This window comes from Collinsella sp., assembly GCF_052346665.1.
GTDB lineage: Bacteria > Actinomycetota > Coriobacteriia > Coriobacteriales > Coriobacteriaceae > Collinsella.
Map to the genome: position 1 here is coordinate 1 of NZ_DAWDUX010000037.1, position 20,798 is coordinate 20,798.

The 20,798-nt window shown below is 61.0% G+C and carries 25 protein-coding genes; 17 read left to right on the plus strand and 8 right to left on the minus strand.

Annotated elements, in window-relative coordinates; all coding sequences use genetic code 11:
* Positions 1-201 precede the first annotated feature (201 nt).
* Positions 202-1,278 carry an AAA family ATPase gene (locus tag ACT8II_RS07315; RefSeq protein WP_443813531.1) on the plus strand — a complete coding sequence of 359 codons (1,077 nt, stop codon included), beginning with the start codon at positions 202-204 and terminating at the stop codon, positions 1,276-1,278.
* Between the two features lie 95 nt (positions 1,279-1,373).
* Here the strand turns inward: ACT8II_RS07315 and ACT8II_RS07320 are convergent, their stop codons facing one another.
* The 4 genes from ACT8II_RS07320 to ACT8II_RS07335 all read right to left on the minus strand — a co-directional run bounded on the left by ACT8II_RS07320 (position 1,374) and on the right by ACT8II_RS07335 (position 4,382).
* On the minus strand, positions 1,374-2,333 hold the full coding sequence (locus ACT8II_RS07320; RefSeq protein ID WP_302741619.1) for a DUF4097 family beta strand repeat-containing protein: 960 nt from the start codon (positions 2,331-2,333) through the stop codon (positions 1,374-1,376).
* Positions 2,326-3,036, minus strand: a complete 711-nt coding sequence (locus tag ACT8II_RS07325) for a DUF1700 domain-containing protein (protein ID WP_294123961.1) — start codon at positions 3,034-3,036, stop codon at positions 2,326-2,328. The genes ACT8II_RS07320 and ACT8II_RS07325 overlap by 8 nt, the downstream gene beginning before the upstream one ends.
* The gene (locus tag ACT8II_RS07330) at positions 3,033-3,347 is read right to left on the minus strand and encodes a PadR family transcriptional regulator (RefSeq protein WP_294123963.1); all 315 of its coding nucleotides are present in this window, start codon (positions 3,345-3,347) and stop codon (positions 3,033-3,035) included. The genes ACT8II_RS07325 and ACT8II_RS07330 overlap by 4 nt, the downstream gene beginning before the upstream one ends.
* Positions 3,348-3,551: 204 nt before the next feature.
* On the minus strand, positions 3,552-4,382 hold the full coding sequence (locus ACT8II_RS07335; protein WP_294159362.1) for a helix-turn-helix domain-containing protein: 831 nt from the start codon (positions 4,380-4,382) through the stop codon (positions 3,552-3,554).
* A gap of 506 nt (positions 4,383-4,888) precedes the next feature.
* Between ACT8II_RS07335 and ACT8II_RS07340 the strand changes: the two genes are divergently transcribed.
* The 8 genes from ACT8II_RS07340 to ACT8II_RS07375 all read left to right on the plus strand — a co-directional run bounded on the left by ACT8II_RS07340 (position 4,889) and on the right by ACT8II_RS07375 (position 9,612).
* A complete protein-coding gene (locus ACT8II_RS07340) occupies positions 4,889-5,716 on the plus strand; it encodes a hypothetical protein (protein ID WP_443813534.1) in 828 nt (275 codons plus the stop codon).
* Positions 5,717-5,898: 182 nt separating this feature from the next.
* Positions 5,899-6,126 (plus strand): hypothetical protein, encoded by a 228-nt coding sequence (locus tag ACT8II_RS07345; protein ID WP_443813536.1) that lies wholly within the window; start codon positions 5,899-5,901, stop codon positions 6,124-6,126.
* Between the two features lie 21 nt (positions 6,127-6,147).
* Positions 6,148-6,486, plus strand: coding sequence for a hypothetical protein (locus ACT8II_RS07350; protein WP_443813538.1), 339 nt, complete (start codon positions 6,148-6,150; stop codon positions 6,484-6,486).
* A 129-nt stretch (positions 6,487-6,615) separates the two neighbouring features.
* Positions 6,616-7,521: a hypothetical protein gene (locus ACT8II_RS07355; protein WP_443813540.1), complete on the plus strand. Its 906-nt coding sequence runs from the start codon at positions 6,616-6,618 to the stop codon at positions 7,519-7,521.
* Between the two features lie 101 nt (positions 7,522-7,622).
* Positions 7,623-7,937 carry a TfoX/Sxy family protein gene (locus ACT8II_RS07360; RefSeq protein WP_302741609.1) on the plus strand — a complete coding sequence of 105 codons (315 nt, stop codon included), beginning with the start codon at positions 7,623-7,625 and terminating at the stop codon, positions 7,935-7,937.
* The gene (locus ACT8II_RS07365) at positions 7,934-8,254 is read left to right on the plus strand and encodes a hypothetical protein (RefSeq protein ID WP_443813542.1); all 321 of its coding nucleotides are present in this window, start codon (positions 7,934-7,936) and stop codon (positions 8,252-8,254) included. The genes ACT8II_RS07360 and ACT8II_RS07365 overlap by 4 nt, the downstream gene beginning before the upstream one ends.
* A gap of 34 nt (positions 8,255-8,288) precedes the next feature.
* Positions 8,289-9,062: a class I SAM-dependent methyltransferase gene (locus ACT8II_RS07370; protein ID WP_443813544.1), complete on the plus strand. Its 774-nt coding sequence runs from the start codon at positions 8,289-8,291 to the stop codon at positions 9,060-9,062.
* A 139-nt stretch (positions 9,063-9,201) separates the two neighbouring features.
* Complete coding sequence (locus tag ACT8II_RS07375; protein WP_443813546.1) at positions 9,202-9,612, plus strand: hypothetical protein; 411 nt, start codon at positions 9,202-9,204, stop codon at positions 9,610-9,612.
* A gap of 57 nt (positions 9,613-9,669) precedes the next feature.
* Here ACT8II_RS07375 and ACT8II_RS07380 read toward each other — a convergent pair whose 3' ends face one another.
* Positions 9,670-10,104, minus strand: coding sequence for a hypothetical protein (locus tag ACT8II_RS07380; protein ID WP_443813548.1), 435 nt, complete (start codon positions 10,102-10,104; stop codon positions 9,670-9,672).
* A gap of 726 nt (positions 10,105-10,830) precedes the next feature.
* Between ACT8II_RS07380 and ACT8II_RS07385 the strand changes: the two genes are divergently transcribed.
* The 6 genes from ACT8II_RS07385 (at position 10,831) to ACT8II_RS07410 (ending at position 15,957) form a co-directional block, all read left to right on the plus strand.
* Positions 10,831-11,088: a hypothetical protein gene (locus tag ACT8II_RS07385; RefSeq protein WP_443813550.1), complete on the plus strand. Its 258-nt coding sequence runs from the start codon at positions 10,831-10,833 to the stop codon at positions 11,086-11,088.
* 65 nt (positions 11,089-11,153) lie between these two features.
* A complete protein-coding gene (locus ACT8II_RS07390; RefSeq protein ID WP_443813552.1) occupies positions 11,154-11,840 on the plus strand; it encodes a response regulator transcription factor in 687 nt (228 codons plus the stop codon).
* Positions 11,827-12,732 (plus strand): histidine kinase dimerization/phospho-acceptor domain-containing protein, encoded by a 906-nt coding sequence (locus ACT8II_RS07395; RefSeq protein WP_443813554.1) that lies wholly within the window; start codon positions 11,827-11,829, stop codon positions 12,730-12,732. The genes ACT8II_RS07390 and ACT8II_RS07395 overlap by 14 nt, the downstream gene beginning before the upstream one ends.
* 294 nt (positions 12,733-13,026) lie before the next feature.
* Entirely contained in the window at positions 13,027-13,458 is a 432-nt protein-coding gene (locus ACT8II_RS07400; protein ID WP_443813556.1) for a YjdF family protein, read from the plus strand.
* A gap of 162 nt (positions 13,459-13,620) precedes the next feature.
* Positions 13,621-14,508: an AraC family transcriptional regulator gene (locus ACT8II_RS07405; RefSeq protein WP_443813557.1), complete on the plus strand. Its 888-nt coding sequence runs from the start codon at positions 13,621-13,623 to the stop codon at positions 14,506-14,508.
* Positions 14,509-14,553: 45 nt separating this feature from the next.
* Positions 14,554-15,957 (plus strand): MFS transporter, encoded by a 1,404-nt coding sequence (locus ACT8II_RS07410; RefSeq protein ID WP_443813559.1) that lies wholly within the window; start codon positions 14,554-14,556, stop codon positions 15,955-15,957.
* Positions 15,958-15,992: 35 nt separating this feature from the next.
* Here the strand turns inward: ACT8II_RS07410 and ACT8II_RS07415 are convergent, their stop codons facing one another.
* Together ACT8II_RS07415 and ACT8II_RS07420 are read right to left on the minus strand one after the other, a co-directional pair.
* Positions 15,993-16,451 carry a zinc ribbon domain-containing protein gene (locus ACT8II_RS07415; protein WP_118654187.1) on the minus strand — a complete coding sequence of 153 codons (459 nt, stop codon included), beginning with the start codon at positions 16,449-16,451 and terminating at the stop codon, positions 15,993-15,995.
* Between the two features lie 420 nt (positions 16,452-16,871).
* A complete protein-coding gene (locus ACT8II_RS07420) occupies positions 16,872-17,375 on the minus strand; it encodes a helix-turn-helix domain-containing protein (protein WP_294159328.1) in 504 nt (167 codons plus the stop codon).
* A 743-nt stretch (positions 17,376-18,118) separates the two neighbouring features.
* Between ACT8II_RS07420 and ACT8II_RS07425 the strand changes: the two genes are divergently transcribed.
* The gene (locus ACT8II_RS07425) at positions 18,119-19,294 is read left to right on the plus strand and encodes a helix-turn-helix transcriptional regulator (RefSeq protein ID WP_294159326.1); all 1,176 of its coding nucleotides are present in this window, start codon (positions 18,119-18,121) and stop codon (positions 19,292-19,294) included.
* Between the two features lie 198 nt (positions 19,295-19,492).
* Here ACT8II_RS07425 and ACT8II_RS07430 read toward each other — a convergent pair whose 3' ends face one another.
* On the minus strand, positions 19,493-20,113 hold the full coding sequence (locus tag ACT8II_RS07430; RefSeq protein ID WP_304292468.1) for a helix-turn-helix domain-containing protein: 621 nt from the start codon (positions 20,111-20,113) through the stop codon (positions 19,493-19,495).
* Between the two features lie 343 nt (positions 20,114-20,456).
* On the opposite strand from ACT8II_RS07430, the gene ACT8II_RS07435 reads away from it, so the two are divergent.
* Positions 20,457-20,798: hypothetical protein (locus tag ACT8II_RS07435; RefSeq protein ID WP_443813562.1), on the plus strand; the 342-nt coding region annotated here is incomplete at its 3' end.

Genomic DNA, 20,798 nt, shown 5'->3' on the forward strand with positions numbered 1-20,798 from the left:
CTATTGCCGGTACTGCGCGTGATCAGGACCGCACCGGTGCGGTTTCTCAATGAGTGACAGAATTTGCGTGTGAGCTGATTGAGCGGGCGTTTTTTCCGCCGAGCCCTCGGTATGAGTTTTGTTCAACTTGTTAAACCTTGTTCAACTTGTTAAACTTTGTTCAACCTGTTAAACTTCTCCGACCGTAGAAGGTGATACACGGTGGCACGCATCAACCCGTTCAAGCCGACGGCTGGAATGAATCCGCCTGAGCTCATCGGTCGAGATGAGATTCTCGATGACTTTATCGAAGCGCTCGAAAACGGCCCGGGCGCCCCCGATAGGCTGCTCCGTGTTTCTGGTGTTCGTGGCGTGGGAAAGACGGTGCTCCTCAACGCGCTCGGCGATGTCGCGCGGGAACACGGGTTCCATGTAGTCGATGTTGCTGCAAATGCGGGCTTTTGCGACCGTATTCTCGGCGCCCTCTCGCGTAATCGCGAAATGTCTTCGTTGTCGATATCCCCTTCTATCCTGGGCGTGAGCTTGGGTTCCGTCGAGATATCCAAGTCGGCGACGCAGTTGGGGGAGGCCATGTACGAGGCTTCGCGCAACGGTGGCCTCTTGATCACGCTCGATGAAATTCAAGATGCGCCGCTCGATGAGATGCGCGAGTTGGGTAACGAGATCCGGCTGCTGGTGCGCCAGGGTGCGAACGTCGCCTTTGCATTCGCGGGGCTTCCCGCTTCTGTTGACGGCGTCGTGGTCGACGAGGCTCTGACGTTTCTGCAGCGGGCAAAACACATTGAGCTCAAGCGCCTTATGGACTTTGAGGTCGGAGATTCGTTTGAGGACACGATGGTACGCGCGGGCAAGTCCGTCGCACCCGGGGTGTCCGATTTGCTCACGGCCGCCGCTGCCGGTTATCCCTTCATGGTCCAGCTTGTCGGTTACTACACGTGGCAAACCGCATCGCGCCGCGATTCCGATACGGTTGAGCTCTGCGATGCGCAAAAGGGCATCGCGACGGCGCGCAAGAGCTTCGACAACATGGTGATCGAACCGGCGCTCAGGCGCGTCTCGGGCAGGCAGTTCGAGTACCTTGCGGCCATGGCGCGATGTGGGTCTGGACCCGTGGCGTCTGGCGATATCGCGCGCGAGATGGGGGTCGCCCCCACGTCCGTGAGCACCTATCGTCGCCGCCTCGTAGATGCGGCGCTCATCGAGGCGCCGTCATACGGCATGGTCAGCTTTGCGATCCCCTACATGCGCGAGTATCTGATCGAGCATGTGAGGGAGTAGGGCTGGCCCGTTGTTATCGCTGCATGTGCGCGTAGAGGGCGAGCGCGATCACCTCAATTTAGGGACTGTCCCTAAATTGAGGTGAGGGCTGATTCCTATTTCGAGGCGAAGTTGATCTGGATGTCGCCCAGGTTGCTGTCGACGCTAATGGTGCGCGCGGCGTCGTCGGCACCTTGCGGCGACACGATGTCGCCCTGGTTGGTGTGGGTGTCGATGTGGTAGGAGTCTTCTGCCCCCAGGTACGACAGGCAGATGTCCCCGTTCACGCTCTCAATCCGACTCGCGGTGACGTCGAGCCTCTGCGCCGAGATGTCCCCGTTCACGGATTCGCACAGCAGGTCATCCTGCAGCGCCGTGTCCACCAACATGATGTCACCGTTCTCGTTTACGACCTGGGCCTTGCGTGCCGTGGCTCCTCCCAGCGAGATGTCACCGTTGAAGTTGGTCGCGAGGACCGCCTCGGCTTCGACGCCGGAGAGCAGGGTGTCTCCGTTCTCGTTGATCGCGTCGAGCTTGGCGGCGGAGACATTCTTCGCCACGACGTCTCCGTTGCTGTTGGAAGCTCGCAGCCCGGCGAGCCCGTGCACGTTAGTCGCAACGACATCGCCCGAATCGGAGTGCACCTCGATCTCACCGGTGAACGAGGCTGGCACGCGCACTACGGTCGTAGTGTCGTCGACGCCGCCGGCCTCAGCAGGGGAGAGGTCGATCATGACGCCCTCCATGGGCTGCGAGTCGACGTCGATCTTGAGCACACCGTCAGTGTCTTCAACGGAGACACTCTGGCAGTTTCCCGTCCAATACTCGAGTTCGATGGCATCGCCGTCGGCGGGTTCGAGGAGGACGTTCTCGAATTCGGACGTGATGACGATGCTTTTGTGCGGCGAAGTCGCTTCGTCTTCGAGCGCGCTTACCGTTTGATGCCAGTCGTAGTTCACGGTGGACAGGCGGGCGGTGTCGAATCCGGCCGCCGCCCAAGCGCCGCACGAGAGCACGGTTCCGGTCCCGATGAGCGCCGCGGCGGCGATGAGGATGATCTTGGGCGCCTTACGCATTGTGGACGCCTCCTTCCGGGAGGGTGGCTTGGCCGGGGCGGGTGCTCTCGGCGGCCGACGGCATGCTCGGGGCGCCGTGGGTCTTTGCGCTATTGGGCGTGTCGCCGTCACCTTCGCCGCTCACGCGCACGAACAGGCTCGCGATCCAGCGCGCGAAAGCTCGCGTTGCCTGGAAGAGCAGCTTGCTTGCCCAGAACACGGCGAAGGAGGCGATGAGCCCGAAGCCGCTCGACACGAGCGAGAGGCCGAGGACGAAGATGCCGGGCAACGGCATCCCGCCTCCCAGGGTCGAGGTGAGCGCGGCGATTCCCGCGAAGGGCATGAGCACGAGGACCGCGTCGACGGCCCACAGCGCAGCGATGACCGCCCAAATCGCGACGTACACGGCAAGCGCCGCAGCCGCGAGTGCAAGCACGACGGGCACCCAGATGGGGGAGAACACCGCGAGCAAAACGATGTTCAGGGTGCGGCTGCCGGTGTTGGCCCGCGCGATGGCGCGCGGTATGGGCGGCGTCTCGGCGGCGATCTGCGCCGCGATCTCATCGATTGGGCCCAGGTCTGCCACCGCCTCGGATTCGGAAAGACCGTCCTCCATGCGGTCGCTGATGGCCTCGTCGTAGAACGCGAGCGCCTGCTCGACTTCGGCGTGCGGCAGCTTACCCAGCGCCCGCTCGAGCTCGGAGAGGAATTCCTGCTTGGTCATGCGTGTGCGCCTCGTTTCACGAAATCGTAGATCGACATGATGTCCGCCTGCTCTGATAGGAACTCTGCGATGCGCTCCTCGCCTGCGGGCATGAGCCGGTAATACTTGCGCAGCCTGCCGTTGTGCTCCACGGAGTAGGCGGTCAAGCACTCGGCCTTCTCGAGGCGCTTGAGCAGCGGGTACAGTGTCGACTCGGTGAGCCCCAGGATGTCGGGCACGTCCTTCACGATCTGGTAGCCGTAAGAGTCCCGTTCCTGGAGCGATGCGAGCACGCACATCTCGAGGAAGCCGCGCTTCATCTGAGCATCCATGATATCTCCCTTCGACCGATACTATACGGCGCATAGTATAAGGCGTCAACTACCTAATGGTTGAATCGAACGCGTATTTTTACGTGAGAGTAATGCCCGCGCTTGTGCGCGGGCATTGCCAGGGGAAGATGATGTAGCTGGGTTGAAATGGACGCATGGCCGGGAAATGTACCGCAATTCGCAAAGTCCCGGCCATTCAAAGGTTCAGATAGAAGCTTTGCCCGCGCCGCGCACCCACACGCGGTCGTAGTCGCGGAGCATCAAGATCGCGAACGTCACGCCGAGTGCGAGGGGAGCCGAAGCATCGTCCACGATTTCGATGCCATATGCGGTCCGGTTGAGGGCCCGACGTGCGTTGATGTGGGCGATTGCGCTGTTGTTTCGTGCTATCGAGAACTCGTCCCCCATGAGGTTGCCTTCCACGCCGACGCCGCCGCCGTCGAACCGTATGACGTCTTTGTAGCCGTTGTCGATGCGGGTCTCGCGACGGAGTTGGATTCGGTCGAATCCCTCCATGCGTACTTGGAAGACGGGGTGCTGGAGAGCGTGTCTGCGTGTGATAGAGCCAACTTTGTACCCATGTTCATCCAAGATGTGGTAAAGGCTTCTGCTGAATAGCGTCGCGATGCGCACCAGGCGATACGCAAGCCCGTGTGAATCGGTGACATCGGCATCCTCGAATTTGCCGTGTGCGGGCCCGCCCGTCGAGCGAAGTTCGAAGAGGCCCAGCGTGGATGTATGGTTCCAGTCGGCGGCTTGCCGATTTCCAGGGTTGAACGTCTCTCCTGCAATGAGGAGGTGATTCTTGTCGCGTTCGAGCGCCTGGGCCATCACCTGCTCGTCGCCCTTCACCATCTCGTCGAGAGAGAGCCCGAAGAGCGCGCCCATCAGCACGAGGCTTTGAATGTCAGGCGTGGTATCGCCCCGTTCCCAGTTGCTGACGGTGTTTCTTGACACCCAGATGGCGTCGGCGAGATCGGCTTGCGACATCCCGAGTTGTTTGCGTCCAAGCTTGATCTGTTCCGAGAGAATCATCTGCGCTCCCTTCGTTGGAGTCGAACATGTTTGTCCTTTTCCAAGTTCACCTTACCGCCTCGAGATGACTCGAGCTGCCAAATCTCTTGTGCATTGCCTTTAGTTGAGCTTTTTCGTATCCATTTTTGAACTCGCGAAGTACGGCGGGTATCTCGTGCGGCAAAAGTGCAGGTGACTGCGCATCTTATGTTGGTGCTACTTGGCGTTTTCCGATTTGAATACGAAAAAGCTCAAGAAGCCAAGCTCCCATGCCCTCACCTCGCTTTCTCGGGTGGTTTCGATGTGCGAGGGACCGGTTTGCGATATCTCCCTCTATCAACAATACGTGAGCGCGCCGGAAAGTTGGCATAATTGGCTTGAGCATTTGCCTCGATTCCGTTTCGCGCAGGCCGACCCCTCCGCGCCCTTTACCGAACCTCCGCCATGGGTCGGTTTGCCCTGTGCTAGATTCGTCTGAATTATCGGCCCGGGGACGGACCGGGCCGCATCGACGTGAGCGAGGAAGCATGGGACGTTTCACCACCGCGAGGGACCGCAAGCAGGGAGCCGTCGCCATCATCGGTTGCGTCTTCCTCTTCACCGCGTTCGGCGTGCTCGTCTACGGCCGCTTCGCCACGAGCGTCGGGGCGGCGGCGCTGTACAACCGCGCATCGGCCGGCGTCGGGTTCATCCTCTTCGGCATCTCCATGCTGTGCTTCACGCCCATGGTTTACCTGCAGCGCATGCACCGCAGGCACGTCGACTCAGCCGTCCTCGCCCGCGAGATCAAGGGCATAGGGCTCGGGTTCCTCTGCTACGTGGTGCCGTTTATCCTCGCCATGGGCGCGCTCTCCTCGGCCGACACCACGGGTGTGTTCGGGCTCGCGCTCATGGTCGCCTTCGGCGCAATCCCCTTCGTCTACCGCCGCCATCGCAAGAAGGACCCCATCTCCTACAAGCACACCGGGTCCGCCGCGATCGTGGCGTTCTGCGGCGTGTTCGCCGTCATCTCGATCGCCGGTGGTGCCTTCTCCTGCAGCGAGATACTCGACGACCTCAACGGCGGCTGGGAGCAGGGGACCTTCGCTTTCTACGAGGCCGAGATCAACAAGCCGAGGGGCCGCGGGGCGGCGCTGTCGCCCACCACGTTCGAGGTCTCGCTCTACAGAGACGGGGAGTCGGTGGCGAACCACCATGTGGACGCGCGGCTCAGCGTGAACGCCGCCGATTGGCCCGAGGTCGCGCTTGTCCTCGACGAGCCCATGGCCGAGGTCCGCTGGTACCCCAAGACCCGCACCCTCGTGGGCGCGCGCGACGTGGACGGCCCCGCCACCGCGGGCGACCGAATCGAGTAGGGGCGGCCATGGAGCGCGCGACTGAGAGAACGGCTCCTGCGGCGGAGTCCCCTCACGCCCGGTCGACGCTCAAAAGCGGCTGTCCGGCGGGGCCGACTCTCGTCGCGTGTCAACGGTGCCGTCGTCCGGTCCGCTCGTCCGCGCGCCTGTACAGCCCCGGGGGCTGCGGGTGCGCCCTACTCATGGCCCCGGTCATGGCCGCCGCGATGGGGTTGGCGGCGCTCTCGCTCGGCATGACTGCGCTGGCTGTCGGCGGATTGGCGATCGCCGTCGCTCTCACGGTGCGGGAGGTCCGCCGCGTGAGGGGAGGGGCCGGCGTCCGGCCCGGGTTCGTGGTCGCCGCGGGTGCCCTGTACCTGGCGAGCGTCCCGTACCTCGTGTTCTTCATCTGGCTCTGGTTCGTCGACTGACCGTTTTGGAAAGGGGCTCACATGCTCTTCTCGCTGTATAAGGCCACGCTTGATGATGAAATCAGGAGAGGCTTGGAATCCTCCGCGTATTCCGAGATGGAGATCGAGGGCGTGCGTTGCAAGTTGAGGCGCCAAATCGAGGAGCGGACGAGGGCGACGGGCGGCGTGCTCGCGCTCTTTACCGCCTTCGATGCCATGTTGGTGATGACCAAGAGCTCCGTGCCCGTCCTCATCGCGATGCTCGTCGTCGAGGGCCTTGCCCTGTATGCGGCGTGGTATCTGCAGGCGGGCTGCCTCAAGCGGCAGTTCAACAAGGCCCTGCGGCGCGGGTATCCGGGGTTCGATCATTTGAAGCTGTGAGGCGAGCCACCCGCCCTGCCAATTGAAGGTGGCGGCCGCGCTTGTCTTGCCAGCTGAAACGCCGGCGCGGTGGCCTGCAATCCCGGAGGGGGTACAATCCCCTAAACCCATAGCGAGGAGATGACCGCCATGAGCAACCTACCGACCCCGCCCGCTCCGGCGCCGGAGCCCAACCGCATCGACAACGTCTCGCCGTCGGGTGACGGGCGCTCCTCCTACTGGGGTTTGGATGCGCAAGAGACCGTTGCCACGTATGTCAAGCGGGTGCGCGCGATCAAGGCGCAGTCCATCGCGCTGATTCTCGCCAACCTCGTTGCGATGATCTGGTTTGTCGAGGAGGGCCACTTCGCGCTCTACCTCGTCTGCTTTGTCCTCCTGCTCGCCATCGTGCTCATCGCGCGCGTGCGCATGGGCGCACTGTTCCTCAAGCTCGGAGAGGTCGTCTCCCAGGATTGCGACCCCGCCCGCTATCGCGCGGTGCTCGATGTGCTTTCTGCCCGCGACCGCTCCGGTCGCTCCGCGAACACCATCGCCATCGAGCTCGCGTACTGCGACTACCTTGAGCTCGATAGCGCCGGCGCCCTGCGCCGCCTCGAGTCCGTCACCTTCAAGCGCAAGGACAACGTCAGGTGGTTCCGAGCCATGCAGATCGAGTTTTTGAGCCGGATCGATGTGGGCGAGCTCGAGGGCGCGCGCGATGCGCTGGCGAGGCTCTCGACGTTCCGGAAGAACTTCAAGGAGGGCTCGCGCAACCGAGCCTCCGCCGACCTGCAGGTTGCCGATTACGCCGTACTGGTGCGCCCGCCCGCCGAGTGGGACGCCGCCGACGCCGCGCGCATGCGCGAGCGCATGGCCCTGGCCGATTGCCATCAACAGCGTGCGAACTGGCAGCTCTATCTCGCCGAGTGCGAGCTACTGCACGGGTCTGCCGAGGAGGCGGCGCGCCTGGCGGGCGATCCTACACTTGAGCCGCTCACGCCCCGCATGGAGCGCCTCCGCGCCGAGGTTCTGTCAGGGCTGGAGGTGAGCGGGTGATGGAATACGCCGTCTTCAGACTGGCTGTGGAGTGCCTGCCGCACACGGGCTACGGCGCGATCGTCGAGCGGGGCTAACGGATTCGAAGAAAGAAGGCTGTCATGGCGTCTTCGCAAGGCTATCTCGATTATGTCCTCGACCTTCTCTCGGGTGTCGAGGGCTTGACCACGAGGAAGATGATGGGGGAGTACCTCCTCTACTCGGAGGGCACGTTGTTCGGTGGTGTTTACGACGATCGCTTGCTCATCAAGGAGACCCCTGCGTCCGCATCGGCGCTGGGCGCGACCGCCGTCCCCTACGAGGGCGCGAGGCCGATGAGGCTCGTCGATTCAGATGACGGCGATTCGCTCTCCCGCTTGGTGGGGGCCGTCTGCGCGGAGCTTCGCGGCGCCTCGGCTCGGAAGGCCCGTCGATGATGGGGGAGATGACCTGCGCCCGCTGCGGGCGGAGGGTGCCGGTCAAGTTCGGCGTCATGTCGAGGCGGTGCTCATGTGGGGCGGAGTTCGAATGGGCCCCGATGGGCGGGGCGGGGAGGGTCGCCGCCTTCCTGATGGCACTCGCGCTGCTCATGTCGCCGCTTCTCATCCTCGTATGGATTGCGAGATCGCTTCTGCAGGATTCGATCGTCCTGTACGTTGTCGTACTGGCCGCGGCCCTCTACTGGCTGCGCGTGTGCGAGACGCTGCTCGTGCGTTTTGGCCTGCTGCACATGGAGGGTGTCGATGTGTCGTGATCGATGCGACGTCCCGAATTGAAAGGACCTGCCTGTGACGGATATAACCACAGAAAACTACGCCGACGTGAACGCTCGTGCCATCGACGGGTGGAACGCGCAGGGCTGGGAGTGGGGTACCCCCTTGAGCCATGAGGAATACCTCGAGGCCCAGCAGGGCGAGTGGCGCATGCTGCTGACCCCCACCAAGCCCGTTCCGCCCGCATGGTATCCGAGCGACCTATCCGGCCTGCGCGTACTGGGGCTCGCCTGCGGCGGAGGTCAGCAGATGCCCATCTTCGCCGCTCTCGGGGCGCGGTGCACCGTGTTCGATTACACGCCCAGTCAGCTGGAATCCGAGCGGATGGTCGCCGAGCGCGAGGGGTATGAGATCGAGATCGTTCGAGGCGACATGTCCCGTCCGCTTCCCTTTGCGGACGGGGAGTTCGACCTCATCTTCCATCCCGTCTCGAACTGCTACATAGAAGAGGTCAAGCCGCTCTGGCGCGAGTGCCATCGCATCTTGAAGCCCGGTGGTCGCCTGTTGGCGGGCCTCGACAACGGCTTCGGGTACGCGTTCGACGACGCTGAGGAGCGGGCGGTGTACAGCCTGCCGTTCAACCCGTTGAAGAATCCCGACCACATGGCGGCGCTCGACCCCGTGGAGGACGGCATCCAGTTCTCGCATACGCTTGAGGAGCAGATTCGAGGCCAGTTGCAAGCCGGTTTCCAGCTGGTCGACTGCTACGAGGACACATTCGGCGAGGGTCGTCTGCACGACCTGAACATTCCGACCTTCTGGGCGACGTACGCCGTGAAGGCCGGCTGAGGTCCTCGCCGCCCACCTCGCCGTCCGGCTGGATAACGGTGGAGGGGCCTTTTCTGTGCTAGATTCGGAAGAAAACGGAGTCGACCGCAGAGGAGGGCGATGGGCCATGGGGAATCCGCTCACATTCAAGGAAATAATCATGCCGCATCCGAACCCGCGGAACGAATACGTGACCTACGGTCGGAGGCTGCAGCCTGAGACGCATTTCGAATCCAACGATTTAAAAAGGCTTTATCTCGACCACCGAAGGGACCTGATCGAGAGGGCTATCGGGGAATGTGCTGAGTACCTAAGCGCGGATGACTGGATGGACGAGGACATCTTCCCCTGCGTGAAGGAGATGACGGGGGAGTGGTATCTGGCGTCTGTCGACGTGCGGGACGAGGGCGGTGAGGTCATGGCCCAGGTCTACCTTCATTTCCTGGGCCGCTGCTCCGAGGAATCCATGTCGGGGGAGATAGATGACTACCTGGGCATCGAGGCACTCTTCATCTATGACTCCGATCAAGGGGACTTTAACTTTGACGGCCTGAACACGGACGCGCTCTAGCGGGCGTGTTTCGGTTTGCGCGGGGCGATGGCAGCGCGATGCATTACCGCGGCGCCATTAATAGCCCCAGTCGACAACCTTCCATGGGGCGTCTCGCGAAGGCCTGCTGAGAATCCATTGCCAGCCTTCGTATTGGTCGTTCGGCGAGAAACCCTCGTCAGCTGCCCGCCAGTCGGTCGTGAATTCGGATAACACGACGATGAGGTCCCCTTCGCCCGTTTGCCCATGCGCGAGCATTTCGTCCAGAAATTCGGACTCAACCTCGTCGTCATAGCGAAGCTCATCAAGCGTGCATCCCTTGAAACCTGAGGCGAATTCCGATTCGACGGCATTGAACGCATCGTCTATGTCGTCTTTGCTGTAAAGATCGGTCGCCTGCGCGATGCGCTCGACCGATTTCACGTTTCCGCCGGAGGGGCCGACGAGCGCCACCAGGATGCCAAGAGCGGCGAGAGTGCCCGCTATCGCGATGAGAGCCGTTTTCCTGTTCATTGCGCCCCCTTGGAATCGCCGTGCCGAGTGCCCGGATGCAGGTTCCTCAACGGTAGGTGACATCGATGCGAATTGCAACGAGGCGAGAACCGCTTCGTTTTGAATTCGGCAAGGTGTGGCAAGTAGATTGCAGTGGGTTTTCTTTGCGGGGAGGGGCTGCGCCGAGTTGTTCTGTCGAAATGCCGAGGTTCGATTGTCGAAAACGGTGCCGGGCTCGCGAAGCCCGGCACCGCCCAGAAACCCGCGGGTGGCGTGCAGGGGCGCCGGAAAAGCGGGTATACTGGTAGCGACTAGGGAGGCGTACGCCCTCCTGGAACAGATTCAGTGGGGTAAAACCCGCACGAACAGCCGCTCCGGCACAGGGCGGCTGTTCCCTTATATGGCGAGTTTCACCCCTTGGCCGCTAGAAAACGGCAAGATAAAGAAGCGCGATCGATAGAACGAGCACGGAAGCTGCGAGCAGCAGCGCGGTGAACTTCGCCATGGGAACCCTCCTAACCCCCTGCAAGGACTCGGAGGGCACCGCCCATGTCGCTATCTCTATAGTACCATAAAATACGAACAGCTGTTCTATACTATGACACGCTTGTTCGCTGGCACCGCCAACAATTGCATTCCCTATTTCCAGATGTAAAGCAATCCTATAGCTTAGCCTTCTACCATGAGGTCATGGAGATCTCCAATCCTAGCCGTGCGTCATGGACGCTGTATGTTTGGAGGGTGAAGATGAAGAATATGGGCCAGCTGGCACTGGCTGCTGCGGGTTTGGCTGTGGCGGTGTTTGCGGCTCTCGGGATGCTCTCGCCCGCGTTTGCCGTTGCCGATGAAGAGGCGCCTGGGACCCGCGGAATCGTGATCGGCTTGGGCGAGGCGACGCCGCGTTCCGATGGAGGCGTGGAGTTCGATGTTGTTCGCTGGGTCGAGGACGGCACCGATGTTGTGCCCGTGCCCGATGTGCGGGTATTCGTCGACGTCGCGGAATAGGCGCTACGGACTGTTGCGGCGGCGCGGGCCGATGTGGTCTGCGCCGCCCTTGTAGAGGGGCTTATATGAGGCTTTTGCTGGTAGAGGATGCACGGCTCATCCGGGAGCCGCTTTCCCGGGCGCTCGAGCTCGCCGGGTGGGAAGTGGAGGCGGTGCCGGATGGCGAAGCGGCGCTCGCGCGTCTTGCCGTGGCTCCTGTAGATGCCGTGGTACTCGATATCATGCTGCCCGGCAAGGACGGCCTTTCCGTTCTATCGGAGTTGCGCGCACGTGGTGACGCCACGCCCGTCATTCTACTCACGGCCCGCGGCGACGTGCGCGATCGCGTGCGCGGCCTGGACCTTGGCGCGGACGATTATCTTGCCAAGCCCTTCCATGTCGAGGAGCTTCTGGCGCGGCTGCGCGCCGTTCTGAGGCGTCGTGGCATTACGGATCCGTCCACAGTGATTGAGGCGCTCGGCATGCTCTATGCACCCGATTCCCGCGAGTTGACGTATGGTGAGGGATCTTGCGTTCTTACGCCTAAGGAGGGCCTGGTGCTCGAAGCGTTGATGCGCCATGCGGGGACTCCGGTGCATAGGGAGCAGGTTTCGGCCGTTGCATGGGGTGCCGAGGGGGAGACGAGCGCCGGTAGGATCGAGACGCAGGTCTCGCTGCTTCGTTCCAAGATCGCCGTCCTCGGGGCCCCGGTTTCAATTCGCGCCATTCGTGGAATCGGCTACGTGTTGGAGGCCAAGCATGAAGATGCCTAGGGACCTCGTGGTGTTCCGCCGACGCATCGTCGTGGTTTCCGCCATCCTCGTCGCTCTGTGCACCGCAGCGTGCATGACGCTACTCGCGGTGCCGCTCATCAGGGCGGATATGACGGCGCGCAGGCATATGCTTGAGGAGTTCTCAAACCAGCCGTTTGTCATCGAGCGGGCCGGTGCGGGCAGCGAGGCAGATGGAACGTCAGGTTTGGTCGTTACCGGCCCTGACATTTCATGGTGCCGGGTTGCCGTGGACGAGCCGGGCGAGGCAGTTGCGGTGGAGTGTGGGGGAGCGGCGGCTGTCGATCGCCTCTCTGAAAGCGTCGTGACGCAGCTCGTGAGTCTTCGTGATGAGGTCGGAAGCCAGCCTTTCTCTTTTGACGGGCGCAAGTGGATCGGCCTTTGGCAGCCCCTCGGTGCCCAGAATGGTGCCGTGACGGTTTCGAATGGAAACGTTGCGGCGGTCGAGGCCGCTCCAACTGAGATGCGTGTTTACACGTTTCTCGATGTGACGTCCCATGGCGAATATGCTGCCTCGCTCATCCTCCGATGCATCTCCTCCGGGGCGGTCATCGTGTTGTGTGCAACGGCGGTGGCGGCTTTCGCGACAACACGGGCGCTGCGACCCGTTATGGAGGCTCGCGAGCGCGAGAGGAGGTTCGTCCTTTCCGCCTCCCACGAGCTTAAAACCCCTTTAATGGCGATCACGAGTGCCTGCGACGTACTCGAAGCGGAGACGGCGATTTCTTCTGACGTGTCCGACGATTTGTCAATCGGCGACTCATCGGTCGGTGTGGATAGCCCTTCTCGTTGGATTGGTGTCATCCGTGAGGCTTCGGATGAAATGGCCCGCAGCATCTCCGATATGCTCCGGAGCTTGGACGGAGGCGTTTGACAATACGGCAGGACGCGCGCGCAGGGGCGCCGGAAAAGCGGGTATACTGGTAGCGACTAGGGAGGCGTACGCCCTCCTGGATTGACCTAGTGGGGTAAAACCCGCACGAACAGCCGCTCCTGCCAGGGCGGCTGTTCCCTTAAATGGCGAGTCTCGTGGCGCTATACTGATACCCATCGAAGATAAAAACACAGTGCCCGTCGGGTAGTCGGGCCGCGGGCGCTCGCCTGCCAGTAACCTGCCTCCTTGGTTGTCCCTTCTTCGCGTAGCCCTACATAGAAGGAGGTCGCGGCTATGCGGAAGAGGGAAGTCTCATCGACCCTGACGGTCTACCATGACGGTCAGTTTTGGGTGGGCGTGGTCGAGCATGTCGAAGACGGCATGCTGAGCGTTGCGCGCGTGGTGTTTGGCGCCGAGCCTTCGAATGAAGAGGTCTATACGTGGGTGCTTGAGCGTTGGCCGAGCCTGCGCCTGAGTGCGGAGACGGAGCCTGTTGGGCCACGTGCCGGGCGGATCCCTGGTAACCCCAAGCGTCGTGCGCGCGAGGTGGCCAAGGCGATGCGCCGGCATGGGTCATCGACAGCTTCGCAACTTGCGCTCGCTCGCGAGCGGGAGCGCGCGAAGGACGAATCGCGAAGCGAGCGAGCGGCGCGGCGCCAGGATGAAGCGCGTTCGCGCTGGGAACACCGGCGTGAAAGGAAGCGCCGCAAGCATCGCGGCAAGTAAGCAGTTCCTGCCTCTGTCCGCGGGACGTGGCTGGCCTGCCTGGATGAGCGGAAGGTGGCGCCCCAGCCGGACTCTCGAGTGAGCTCGCATAATCTGCTCTATTAATGCGAGGATTGAAAAATCACATTGCCTCATGCTTGTTTTCGGAAGGATGGTGACCCTATGGGCTGGATAGAAGGGTTGAATGCCTCTGTGGACTACATAGAGGGGCATCTTGATGGCGATGTCGATATTGCGCGTGCGGCGTCTTTTGCGTCTTGTACCGAAGGGCAGTTCCGGAGGATCTTTTCCTATCTTGCGGGGATGGGGCTGGCGGAGTACGTGCGCAAACGTCGTTTGTCGTGCGCCGCGCTCGATCTGTCAAGGGGCGATCGTGTGCTCGATGTGGCACTGCGGTATGGCTACTCTTCGCCAACGGCGTTCAATCGAGCATTTCAAGAGGTCTTAGGCATGTCTCCCAGTGAGGCGAGGTGCCCCGGCGCCCCTCTTCTCGTCTTTCCGCGGTGCACGTTCGCCCTTACCGTTACGGGTGCGGAGCCCTTGCCGTGGAGGGTTGTGCCCCAGCAGGGGATGCGCCTTGTGGGAGTATCCGCATCCTGTGGAGCTGCTCAAGGTGACCCGCTGGTTCAGATGTCCTCTTCGGGCAGAGAAAGCTTGAGCAATCTTTGGGAGAGAGCTTCGCAAGATGGGGTTATCGAGCGGCTTGTCGCGCTGGCGGATGGGTCAGGGCCTCAAGGAATCCTCGGGGTCAACGTGTCAAAGGACGATGGCCAAAGCTACCAGATAGCCGTCGCGTCGTCACGTGAGGCGCCGGTATGGGCGGATGAGATGCATGTTCCATCCGGTCTTTGGGCCGTGTTCGATTGTACGGGCCCCTGCGACACGGCGACGGCGGAGTGCTATCGCAGGATCTACTCCGAGTGGTTGCCCTCGTCAGGATACAAGCTATCGGGAGACGTGAGCATCGAGGTGTATCCGCAAGGCGATTTCTCGTCCACGTCATATCGTAGCGAGATATGGATGCCCATCTCGAAGCGGATCGGTGCATAGCCATCCTTCCTTCTGTTCGTTGCGGGTTTGCCGCATGGTTCGTTCATGAGGACGAGGAGAAGGAGGAATACAACAATGAAAGAACCCTGTGCCGGTGAGGTCCATCAATCTGTTGGCGGGTTGATGATGGCGGGACTCATGCTCGCTTTGTTCACAGCTGCGCTTGATTCCACCGTGGTGGCAACGGCACTGCCAACGATTTCGGCTGCCTTAGGTGGGGCGGCGCATTATGCCTGGCCTATGACTGCATATCTTGCTTCAAGCACTGTGTCCACACTCCTATGCGGCGGCCTTGCGTTTCATTTCGGTTTGAAGCGAACGTATGCGTTCGGCCTGACTCTCTTTGCCATAGCGTCTGCGCTGTGTGCCGTGGCACCTACCATCGAGGTGCTAGCTGCGCTTCGCTTGCTTCAGGGAATTGGCGGCGGCTTGCTAGAAGCCGGCGTCTTCATAGCCGCTGCCATGATGCTTTCGCCGCGCGATAGGGGTCCCTATCTTGGAGTGGCGTCTGCCATGTACGGTGTGGCGAGCGTAATAGGACCCGTGATTGGAGGGGCCGTTGCCCAAGGGCTGTCCTGGCATGTCATATTCGTTGTGAACATTCCGATTGCGATTGTTGCGTTTGCGCTATCGTCAAGCAGTCTGCCAGGTAGGGGCGATGGGCCCCGCTCGGCGCAATTCGATGCGGCAGGAAGCGTGCTAGCATCGTTGAGCGTATTGAGCCTTGTTGCTGTGTTCAGTTTGGCGGGTGACGCGTTCCCCTTGGCGTCGCCCCAGGCAGCTGCTCTTATAGTGGTATTTGTTATCCTCACGTTTGTCCTGTACAGGATTGAGGCTGCTGCGAGTGCTCCCGTGATTCCCATGGGACTGTTCGGCCGCCCTAGGGTTGTCGCAGGATTCATCTCGGGCTTTTGTGTGCAGTTTGCGCTCATGGCGGGCGTGACGTATCTGCCGAGGCTTTTGCAAGAATCGATGGGTATCGCCGCCGCTTCATCGGGTGCGGCACTCATTCCCATGACGCTCGCCCTCATGCTTGGAAGTAATGTGTCGGGTGCCCTGTTCAGGAAGAATGGCAGGCTTCGGGCGCTTGCGGTGACATCTTCGTTCGTGATCTTAACTGCGGCTGCAGCGTTCATTGTTAGGGCACAAAGCCTGACCGCACCTCTGGTTACATTGCTCGCGGCGGCGCTTGGCCTGGGCGTTGGCGTGGGAATGCCGGTTTCCAATCTATCGGCGCAGACGGGGGCGGACGCTCGCGACGCTGGCAAGGCAACATCCACGGCGATGTTCTTTAGGGGGTTTGGCGGAGCCGTATCCACCGCTGTATGCGGAATGCTTGCCCCCGCTGCATCCCCTGCCGGCACCACTTGGGTGTTTTGCGCCGTGCTTGCGTCTGCGGTGGTGGGCATTGCCGTGTCGTTGCCTATTGCAAGAAGCATCTCGTCCTAAATGATTTCAAGGTGATGCTTGCGTTAGCGCGTGCCTTACTTATCCGTTGCTTTCCACCTGCGCAGATTGGGCAAGATCGCCCCCAAGAGCGACGCGCACTCGTCCACGGACCAGTCCATGTTCTGAGCCATGCGCGGCGCGCAGTCCTCGATCATCTCTTCCATGGTGGTCTCGTAGGTATACGCGCCCTTGTCGTAGCACCAGCGGCAGAAGTCTTCGGTTTCGGTGCCGTCCGCCTCATGTCCGTGCTGGTCGGGTTCGGTGAACATCATGCCGCAGCTCTGGCAGTAGTGCTCGGGCATGTCGAGCAGGCGCGTCACGGGGACGTCGAGCTCGCGAGCGATGAGCTTGATCATGTCGATGCCGGGCTCGGTCGCTCCGGTCTCCCAGCGGCTGACCGCCTGGCGCGTGATGTAGAGGCGCGCGGCGAGTTCTTCTTGGGTGAGGCCGCGTTCGCGTCGGGCTTGGGCCAGGGCGTCTTTAAGCAGAATCATGGCGGGTCTCCTTTGATCGGGGCGTGGGCGGCGGGGTTTGATCCCGCCGCTTGCCTGCGATTATCCCGCGATGCACCTTGATGGTCGAGCAACGCTTTGTTGCGGGCGTGGTCGGTTCTGCGCTGATTCGCATTGCATCCGGTTTTCCATGTCGAAGCTCACCCTTAAAGCTCTTCAAATGCATGATTTCATTAATCGGATTCATGATCTTGAGGTTTTTCGTACTAATTTTGGAAATCGTCAAGTATAAGATGTTAATCACCTCATTTTTCCTGCGCTTTTGTGCCTTACTGCGCTTCTGTACTTGGCGGAACGGAAAAACAATACGAAAAACCTCTTTTTTGTGTGGTCATTGTTCAATGTGCTGCCCATTGCGAGGCGGTGCCCATGGTAAATCGATCACGAAAGCGATGAAGGACCTTATTTGCGGGACGCAATTGCACCCGCGATCGACCCCGCCAGTATGATTGGTGCCATTCGAGCGAAGACCCACTCGAATCCATGGAGCATCGTTCCTGCCACCGCGTATTCCGGATTGGAGAAATCCCATTCGAGATACGAGCCGCCGATTGCCGCCAGTGCGATAAGGAGAAGGACCGTGATGGAGGCGATTGCGATGAAAAGGGCGTGCAGGGCACGGCGCTTGGATTCCTGCGCCCGTGCGAACTGGTCGTTCAGCACCTCGAGTTTTTCGGAGAGCGCTTGCAGGCCCTCGGGCTCGGATGCGCGTACGGTCTCACCCAGTAGCGTGCTCACCGGGGTGTCGAGCACCCCTCCGATGGCGACGAGCGTCTCAGCATCGGGCACCGAGAGCCCGCGTTCCCACTTCGAGACCGTCTGCCTCACCACGTTCAGCTTGGGCGCGAGCTCCTCTTGCGAGAGGCCCTTCGATTTCCTGAGGGCATGGATGTTCTCGTTCAGCATGGCGGATCCTTTCTCTCGCCTGGCTCCTACGTTACCGCAATGCTGCACGCAGATGGCTCGTTGCCGCAAGCAACGGGTTGTAACGTTGGTGAGGGCTGTTTGAGTTCACATGGGATACAAGCTGCTGAAACCCGATATGAAGATGGTCGATTGCCCTTGTGCTCAGTTCTCGAAATCAGGGCTAGGTTCTTCGTTATTTAGATTGATTGACTCGCCTTGACGGCAGCGTTGTAAAACGGCGTCGAGCTCGCGTAGCCCGGCGCCGCCCAGAAACCCGCGGGTGGCGTGCAGGGGCGCCGAAAAGCGGGTATACTACTAGTGACTTGGGAGGCGTACGCCCTCCTGGAGTAGAAGCAGTGGGGTGAAACCCGCACGAACAGCCGCTCCGGCACAGGGCGGCTGTTCCCTTAAGTGGCGAGTTTCACCCCTCGGCCGTTAGAAAACGGCAAGAACAAGTAGCGTGATCGATAGAACGAGCACAGCAGCTGCGAACAGCATTGCAGTGAACTTCGCCATGGGAACCCTCATTTCACGTCTAGCCAATCTACCTGCGGTTTGCAACCGCAGGGTGCCTTCAAGTTGCGTAAAATGAAGCCCCAAGTTGGTGGTTCTCGCCATGCGGCAACCGTAGTGTGTAAGTCGCCGGCAGGAAAAACGCCAAACGCTGGATGTCGAGTTCGGGCGCTGCATTGAGTTGGATTGCGCCGTTCGGACTCTCGCCCCAGCCAACGAGAGGACCCATCATGAGCTTCCGCACCAATCTGCAATACCTTCGCGCAGAGCGCCATATGACCCAGGAGCAACTCGCTATGTTGCTCGGGGTGTCCCGTCAATCCGTCACCAAATGGGAGGCCGAGAAGTCCTATCCGGAGATGGACAAGCTCATCAAGATGTGCCAGATCTTCGAGTGCTCGCTGGACGATTTGGTGCAGGGTGATGTATCCCGCCACGGTGTCCCCGCTCGGGATGATCTTGGCGGCTACTCGCCGGTGCGTGTGGCCACGGAGGGCGCCGTTGGCGATATGTCCGCTGGTCCGTTGACCGTCGCACCACGGGATGCATCTCTTGGTGAACCTGCGGGACCTGCACGCGCACGTTCCTCCGCCGGTGTCTGTGCTATTCCCGCCGGTCCAGCTACGGATGTATGTGGTTACGACGAGCACATGGTCACCTTCGCGCGCAAAATCGCGATCGGCGTCGTGCTCTTTATCCTCGGTGCGGCGGCCGCCATCTTCACCGATGAGGTCATGCATTCGGACGGTATCGTCCTTTTCGCGACGTTCTCGTTCGTTGCCGCCGGCCTCGCGTTTACCATTCCTGCGGGCATGGATCACGCCGCATTTGCCAAGGCGCACCCCTACGTCGCTGATTTCTATACGGCGGAAGAGAAGGCGACTGCTCGGCGCCGCGCCTCGATCGCAATCGTGGCCGGCATCGCGGTGATTCTGCTCGGGGTTGCCGTGGCAGGTTTGTTCGAGGTTGAGTCCAGCGTGCAGGTATACGGCAATTCGCTGATGATGGTGCTGGTCGCGTTCGGTGTCGGGATGATCGTCCATTGGGGCATGCTCTGGGGGCGCACGGACCTTGCGGACTACAACAAGGAGTGGCTCGAGACCGTCGAGCTGAGCGATGACGAGCTGGCGCAGCTCGACCAACAGAGTCGCGAGGCGTACCTGCGCGCTAACAACCCCAGGCGTCGCGGCACCGCCGCCCGCAAGGAGAAGGCCTGCATGGTGATCATGCTTGTCGCCACGATGGTGGCGCTGGTATGGCTTTTCGCCGCGTCCGCCATGGGCGCGTCCGAGGGTGTCTCCGGCTTGTTCTGGCTTCCTTGGGTCGTTGGCAGCCTCGGCAGTGGAATCGCCTTGATCGTGATTGACGATGACGACGCTGAGCCTCATTGTGAGGGCAAGCTCTAATCGAGGTCCGGCATCGACGCCGGGAAGATTGCCCATGACTTCCTTCCGTTTGGGCCCCTTGAATCGGCTGAACAACATAGGCAATTGCAAGGGGCCCATAGACATTTCGGGGGAGTCGCGGGGATACCGCAAGAGCCCATAGGTAATTTCGGAGAAGCCATAGGCAATCGACGGATGCCTGGCCCGCCGGCAGGCTGGTTAGTTCAGCAACCCCCAAATGATGTAGCCGATTGCCGCGCCGATGACGCCGCCGGCGAGAATTGTCAGCGCGTTGTAGGCATGACGATGCTTCGCTGCCCAGCCGCGGCGGGGGAGGGCCCGAGGATCGCGCTCGATCTCCGCCTCGCCGTTCATGAAGGCGAGGATCTCCTTATAGGTGGCCAAGTCGTTCTCCTGCTTGATGTTCTCTATGGTGTTACTCAAAACAAGGGCGCCTATTGCGGGGATGAGCGTTACTATGGCGGCGATCTCCACGCCCCAATACCCCCGCATCCAGTCAAACGCAGGTGAGAATATTAGGGCAAAAGGCAATACGAGCAGCGCGAGCATCAGCACGGCCAGCCGCAGCATCCGCGTTCCCATGCGCTTGCGGTCCCTCTCAACGGCCTCTTCCATAACGGTCACGTCTCCCTTCACGAGCGTGTCTATGGAGGTGTCGAACAGGACACTCAGCATGAGCAGGCTCTGGACGTCCGGATACGTCTTGTCCCGCTCCCAGTTGCTGATCGTCTGACGCGATACATAGAGTTTCTCGGCAAGTTGCTCTTGCGAGAGGCCCATCGCCTCGCGCCGCGTCTTGATCTGGTTGCTGATGTCCATCGTCACCTCCCGGTCGTGAAGAAGCGTCCCGCGATCACACCGCGTGCGCTATCGAATCTGTTGTACATGATACTCAGGAGCCTGCATGGGGCGCTGCAAAATCTGTTTTGCGCTATCGCTACCTGCGGAAATTAACGCTGCTTGAGGTGAAGCGAGGACTGACCGCACGAGGGAAGGGGCACCTTTGGATCGAGCGATCCATGTTGTGCGCGTATGCACTCGGTGGAATCTGACTTAGTAATTCCACTGAGAGACTTCGTGTACGTGACCTGAATTTTCTTCATGGTGTATGATTATATAATATAAGATATATACCTGCAGTATAGTGAGGAGGGGAGGCACGGTGCGTTCATATGACATCGTCCAAAAGGAGCAAGACCTCACGGCGCTTGAGTGGGGCGAGCGCGTCAATTCGTCGGGAACGGCGGGGACGTACCTCAAGGCACGTACGGGGCAGGGCGCGCGTGCCATCTACTACAAGCTGCCTCGGTACAACGGAATCGAGTTTGATGGACACGAGTGCATAAACGAACTCGTCGCGGCACGTCTGATGCGGCTCTTGGAAATCGATCACTTGGAATATCGCCTCATCCACGCGCGCGTTGTGGTTGATGGTCGAGAGCGGGAGGTCTGGCTCAACAGCTCCAAGAATTTCCGCAAGTCAAGAGAGCGCAAGCTGTCCCTC

Coding starts and splice junctions, on each gene's coding strand:
- ACT8II_RS07320 (WP_302741619.1), bottom strand. CDS start 2,333: ATGCGTAAGGCGCCCAAGATCATCCTCATCGCCGCCGCGGCGCTCATC.
- ACT8II_RS07345 (WP_443813536.1), top strand. CDS start 5,899: ATGGCCCCGGTCATGGCCGCCGCGATGGGGTTGGCGGCGCTCTCGCTC.
- ACT8II_RS07385 (WP_443813550.1), top strand. CDS start 10,831: ATGAAGAATATGGGCCAGCTGGCACTGGCTGCTGCGGGTTTGGCTGTG.
- ACT8II_RS07325 (WP_294123961.1), bottom strand. CDS start 3,036: ATGACCAAGCAGGAATTCCTCTCCGAGCTCGAGCGGGCGCTGGGTAAG.
- ACT8II_RS07390 (WP_443813552.1), top strand. CDS start 11,154: ATGAGGCTTTTGCTGGTAGAGGATGCACGGCTCATCCGGGAGCCGCTT.
- ACT8II_RS07430 (WP_304292468.1), bottom strand. CDS start 20,113: ATGGACATCAGCAACCAGATCAAGACGCGGCGCGAGGCGATGGGCCTC.
- ACT8II_RS07365 (WP_443813542.1), top strand. CDS start 7,934: ATGATGGGGGAGATGACCTGCGCCCGCTGCGGGCGGAGGGTGCCGGTC.
- ACT8II_RS07335 (WP_294159362.1), bottom strand. CDS start 4,382: ATGATTCTCTCGGAACAGATCAAGCTTGGACGCAAACAACTCGGGATG.
- ACT8II_RS07410 (WP_443813559.1), top strand. CDS start 14,554: ATGAGGACGAGGAGAAGGAGGAATACAACAATGAAAGAACCCTGTGCC.
- ACT8II_RS07375 (WP_443813546.1), top strand. CDS start 9,202: ATGCCGCATCCGAACCCGCGGAACGAATACGTGACCTACGGTCGGAGG.
- ACT8II_RS07395 (WP_443813554.1), top strand. CDS start 11,827: ATGAAGATGCCTAGGGACCTCGTGGTGTTCCGCCGACGCATCGTCGTG.
- ACT8II_RS07415 (WP_118654187.1), bottom strand. CDS start 16,451: ATGATTCTGCTTAAAGACGCCCTGGCCCAAGCCCGACGCGAACGCGGC.
- ACT8II_RS07380 (WP_443813548.1), bottom strand. CDS start 10,104: ATGAACAGGAAAACGGCTCTCATCGCGATAGCGGGCACTCTCGCCGCT.
- ACT8II_RS07330 (WP_294123963.1), bottom strand. CDS start 3,347: ATGGATGCTCAGATGAAGCGCGGCTTCCTCGAGATGTGCGTGCTCGCA.
- ACT8II_RS07340 (WP_443813534.1), top strand. CDS start 4,889: ATGGGACGTTTCACCACCGCGAGGGACCGCAAGCAGGGAGCCGTCGCC.
- ACT8II_RS07420 (WP_294159328.1), bottom strand. CDS start 17,375: ATGCTGAACGAGAACATCCATGCCCTCAGGAAATCGAAGGGCCTCTCG.
- ACT8II_RS07405 (WP_443813557.1), top strand. CDS start 13,621: ATGGGCTGGATAGAAGGGTTGAATGCCTCTGTGGACTACATAGAGGGG.
- ACT8II_RS07350 (WP_443813538.1), top strand. CDS start 6,148: ATGCTCTTCTCGCTGTATAAGGCCACGCTTGATGATGAAATCAGGAGA.
- ACT8II_RS07400 (WP_443813556.1), top strand. CDS start 13,027: ATGCGGAAGAGGGAAGTCTCATCGACCCTGACGGTCTACCATGACGGT.
- ACT8II_RS07355 (WP_443813540.1), top strand. CDS start 6,616: ATGAGCAACCTACCGACCCCGCCCGCTCCGGCGCCGGAGCCCAACCGC.
- ACT8II_RS07360 (WP_302741609.1), top strand. CDS start 7,623: ATGGCGTCTTCGCAAGGCTATCTCGATTATGTCCTCGACCTTCTCTCG.
- ACT8II_RS07425 (WP_294159326.1), top strand. CDS start 18,119: ATGAGCTTCCGCACCAATCTGCAATACCTTCGCGCAGAGCGCCATATG.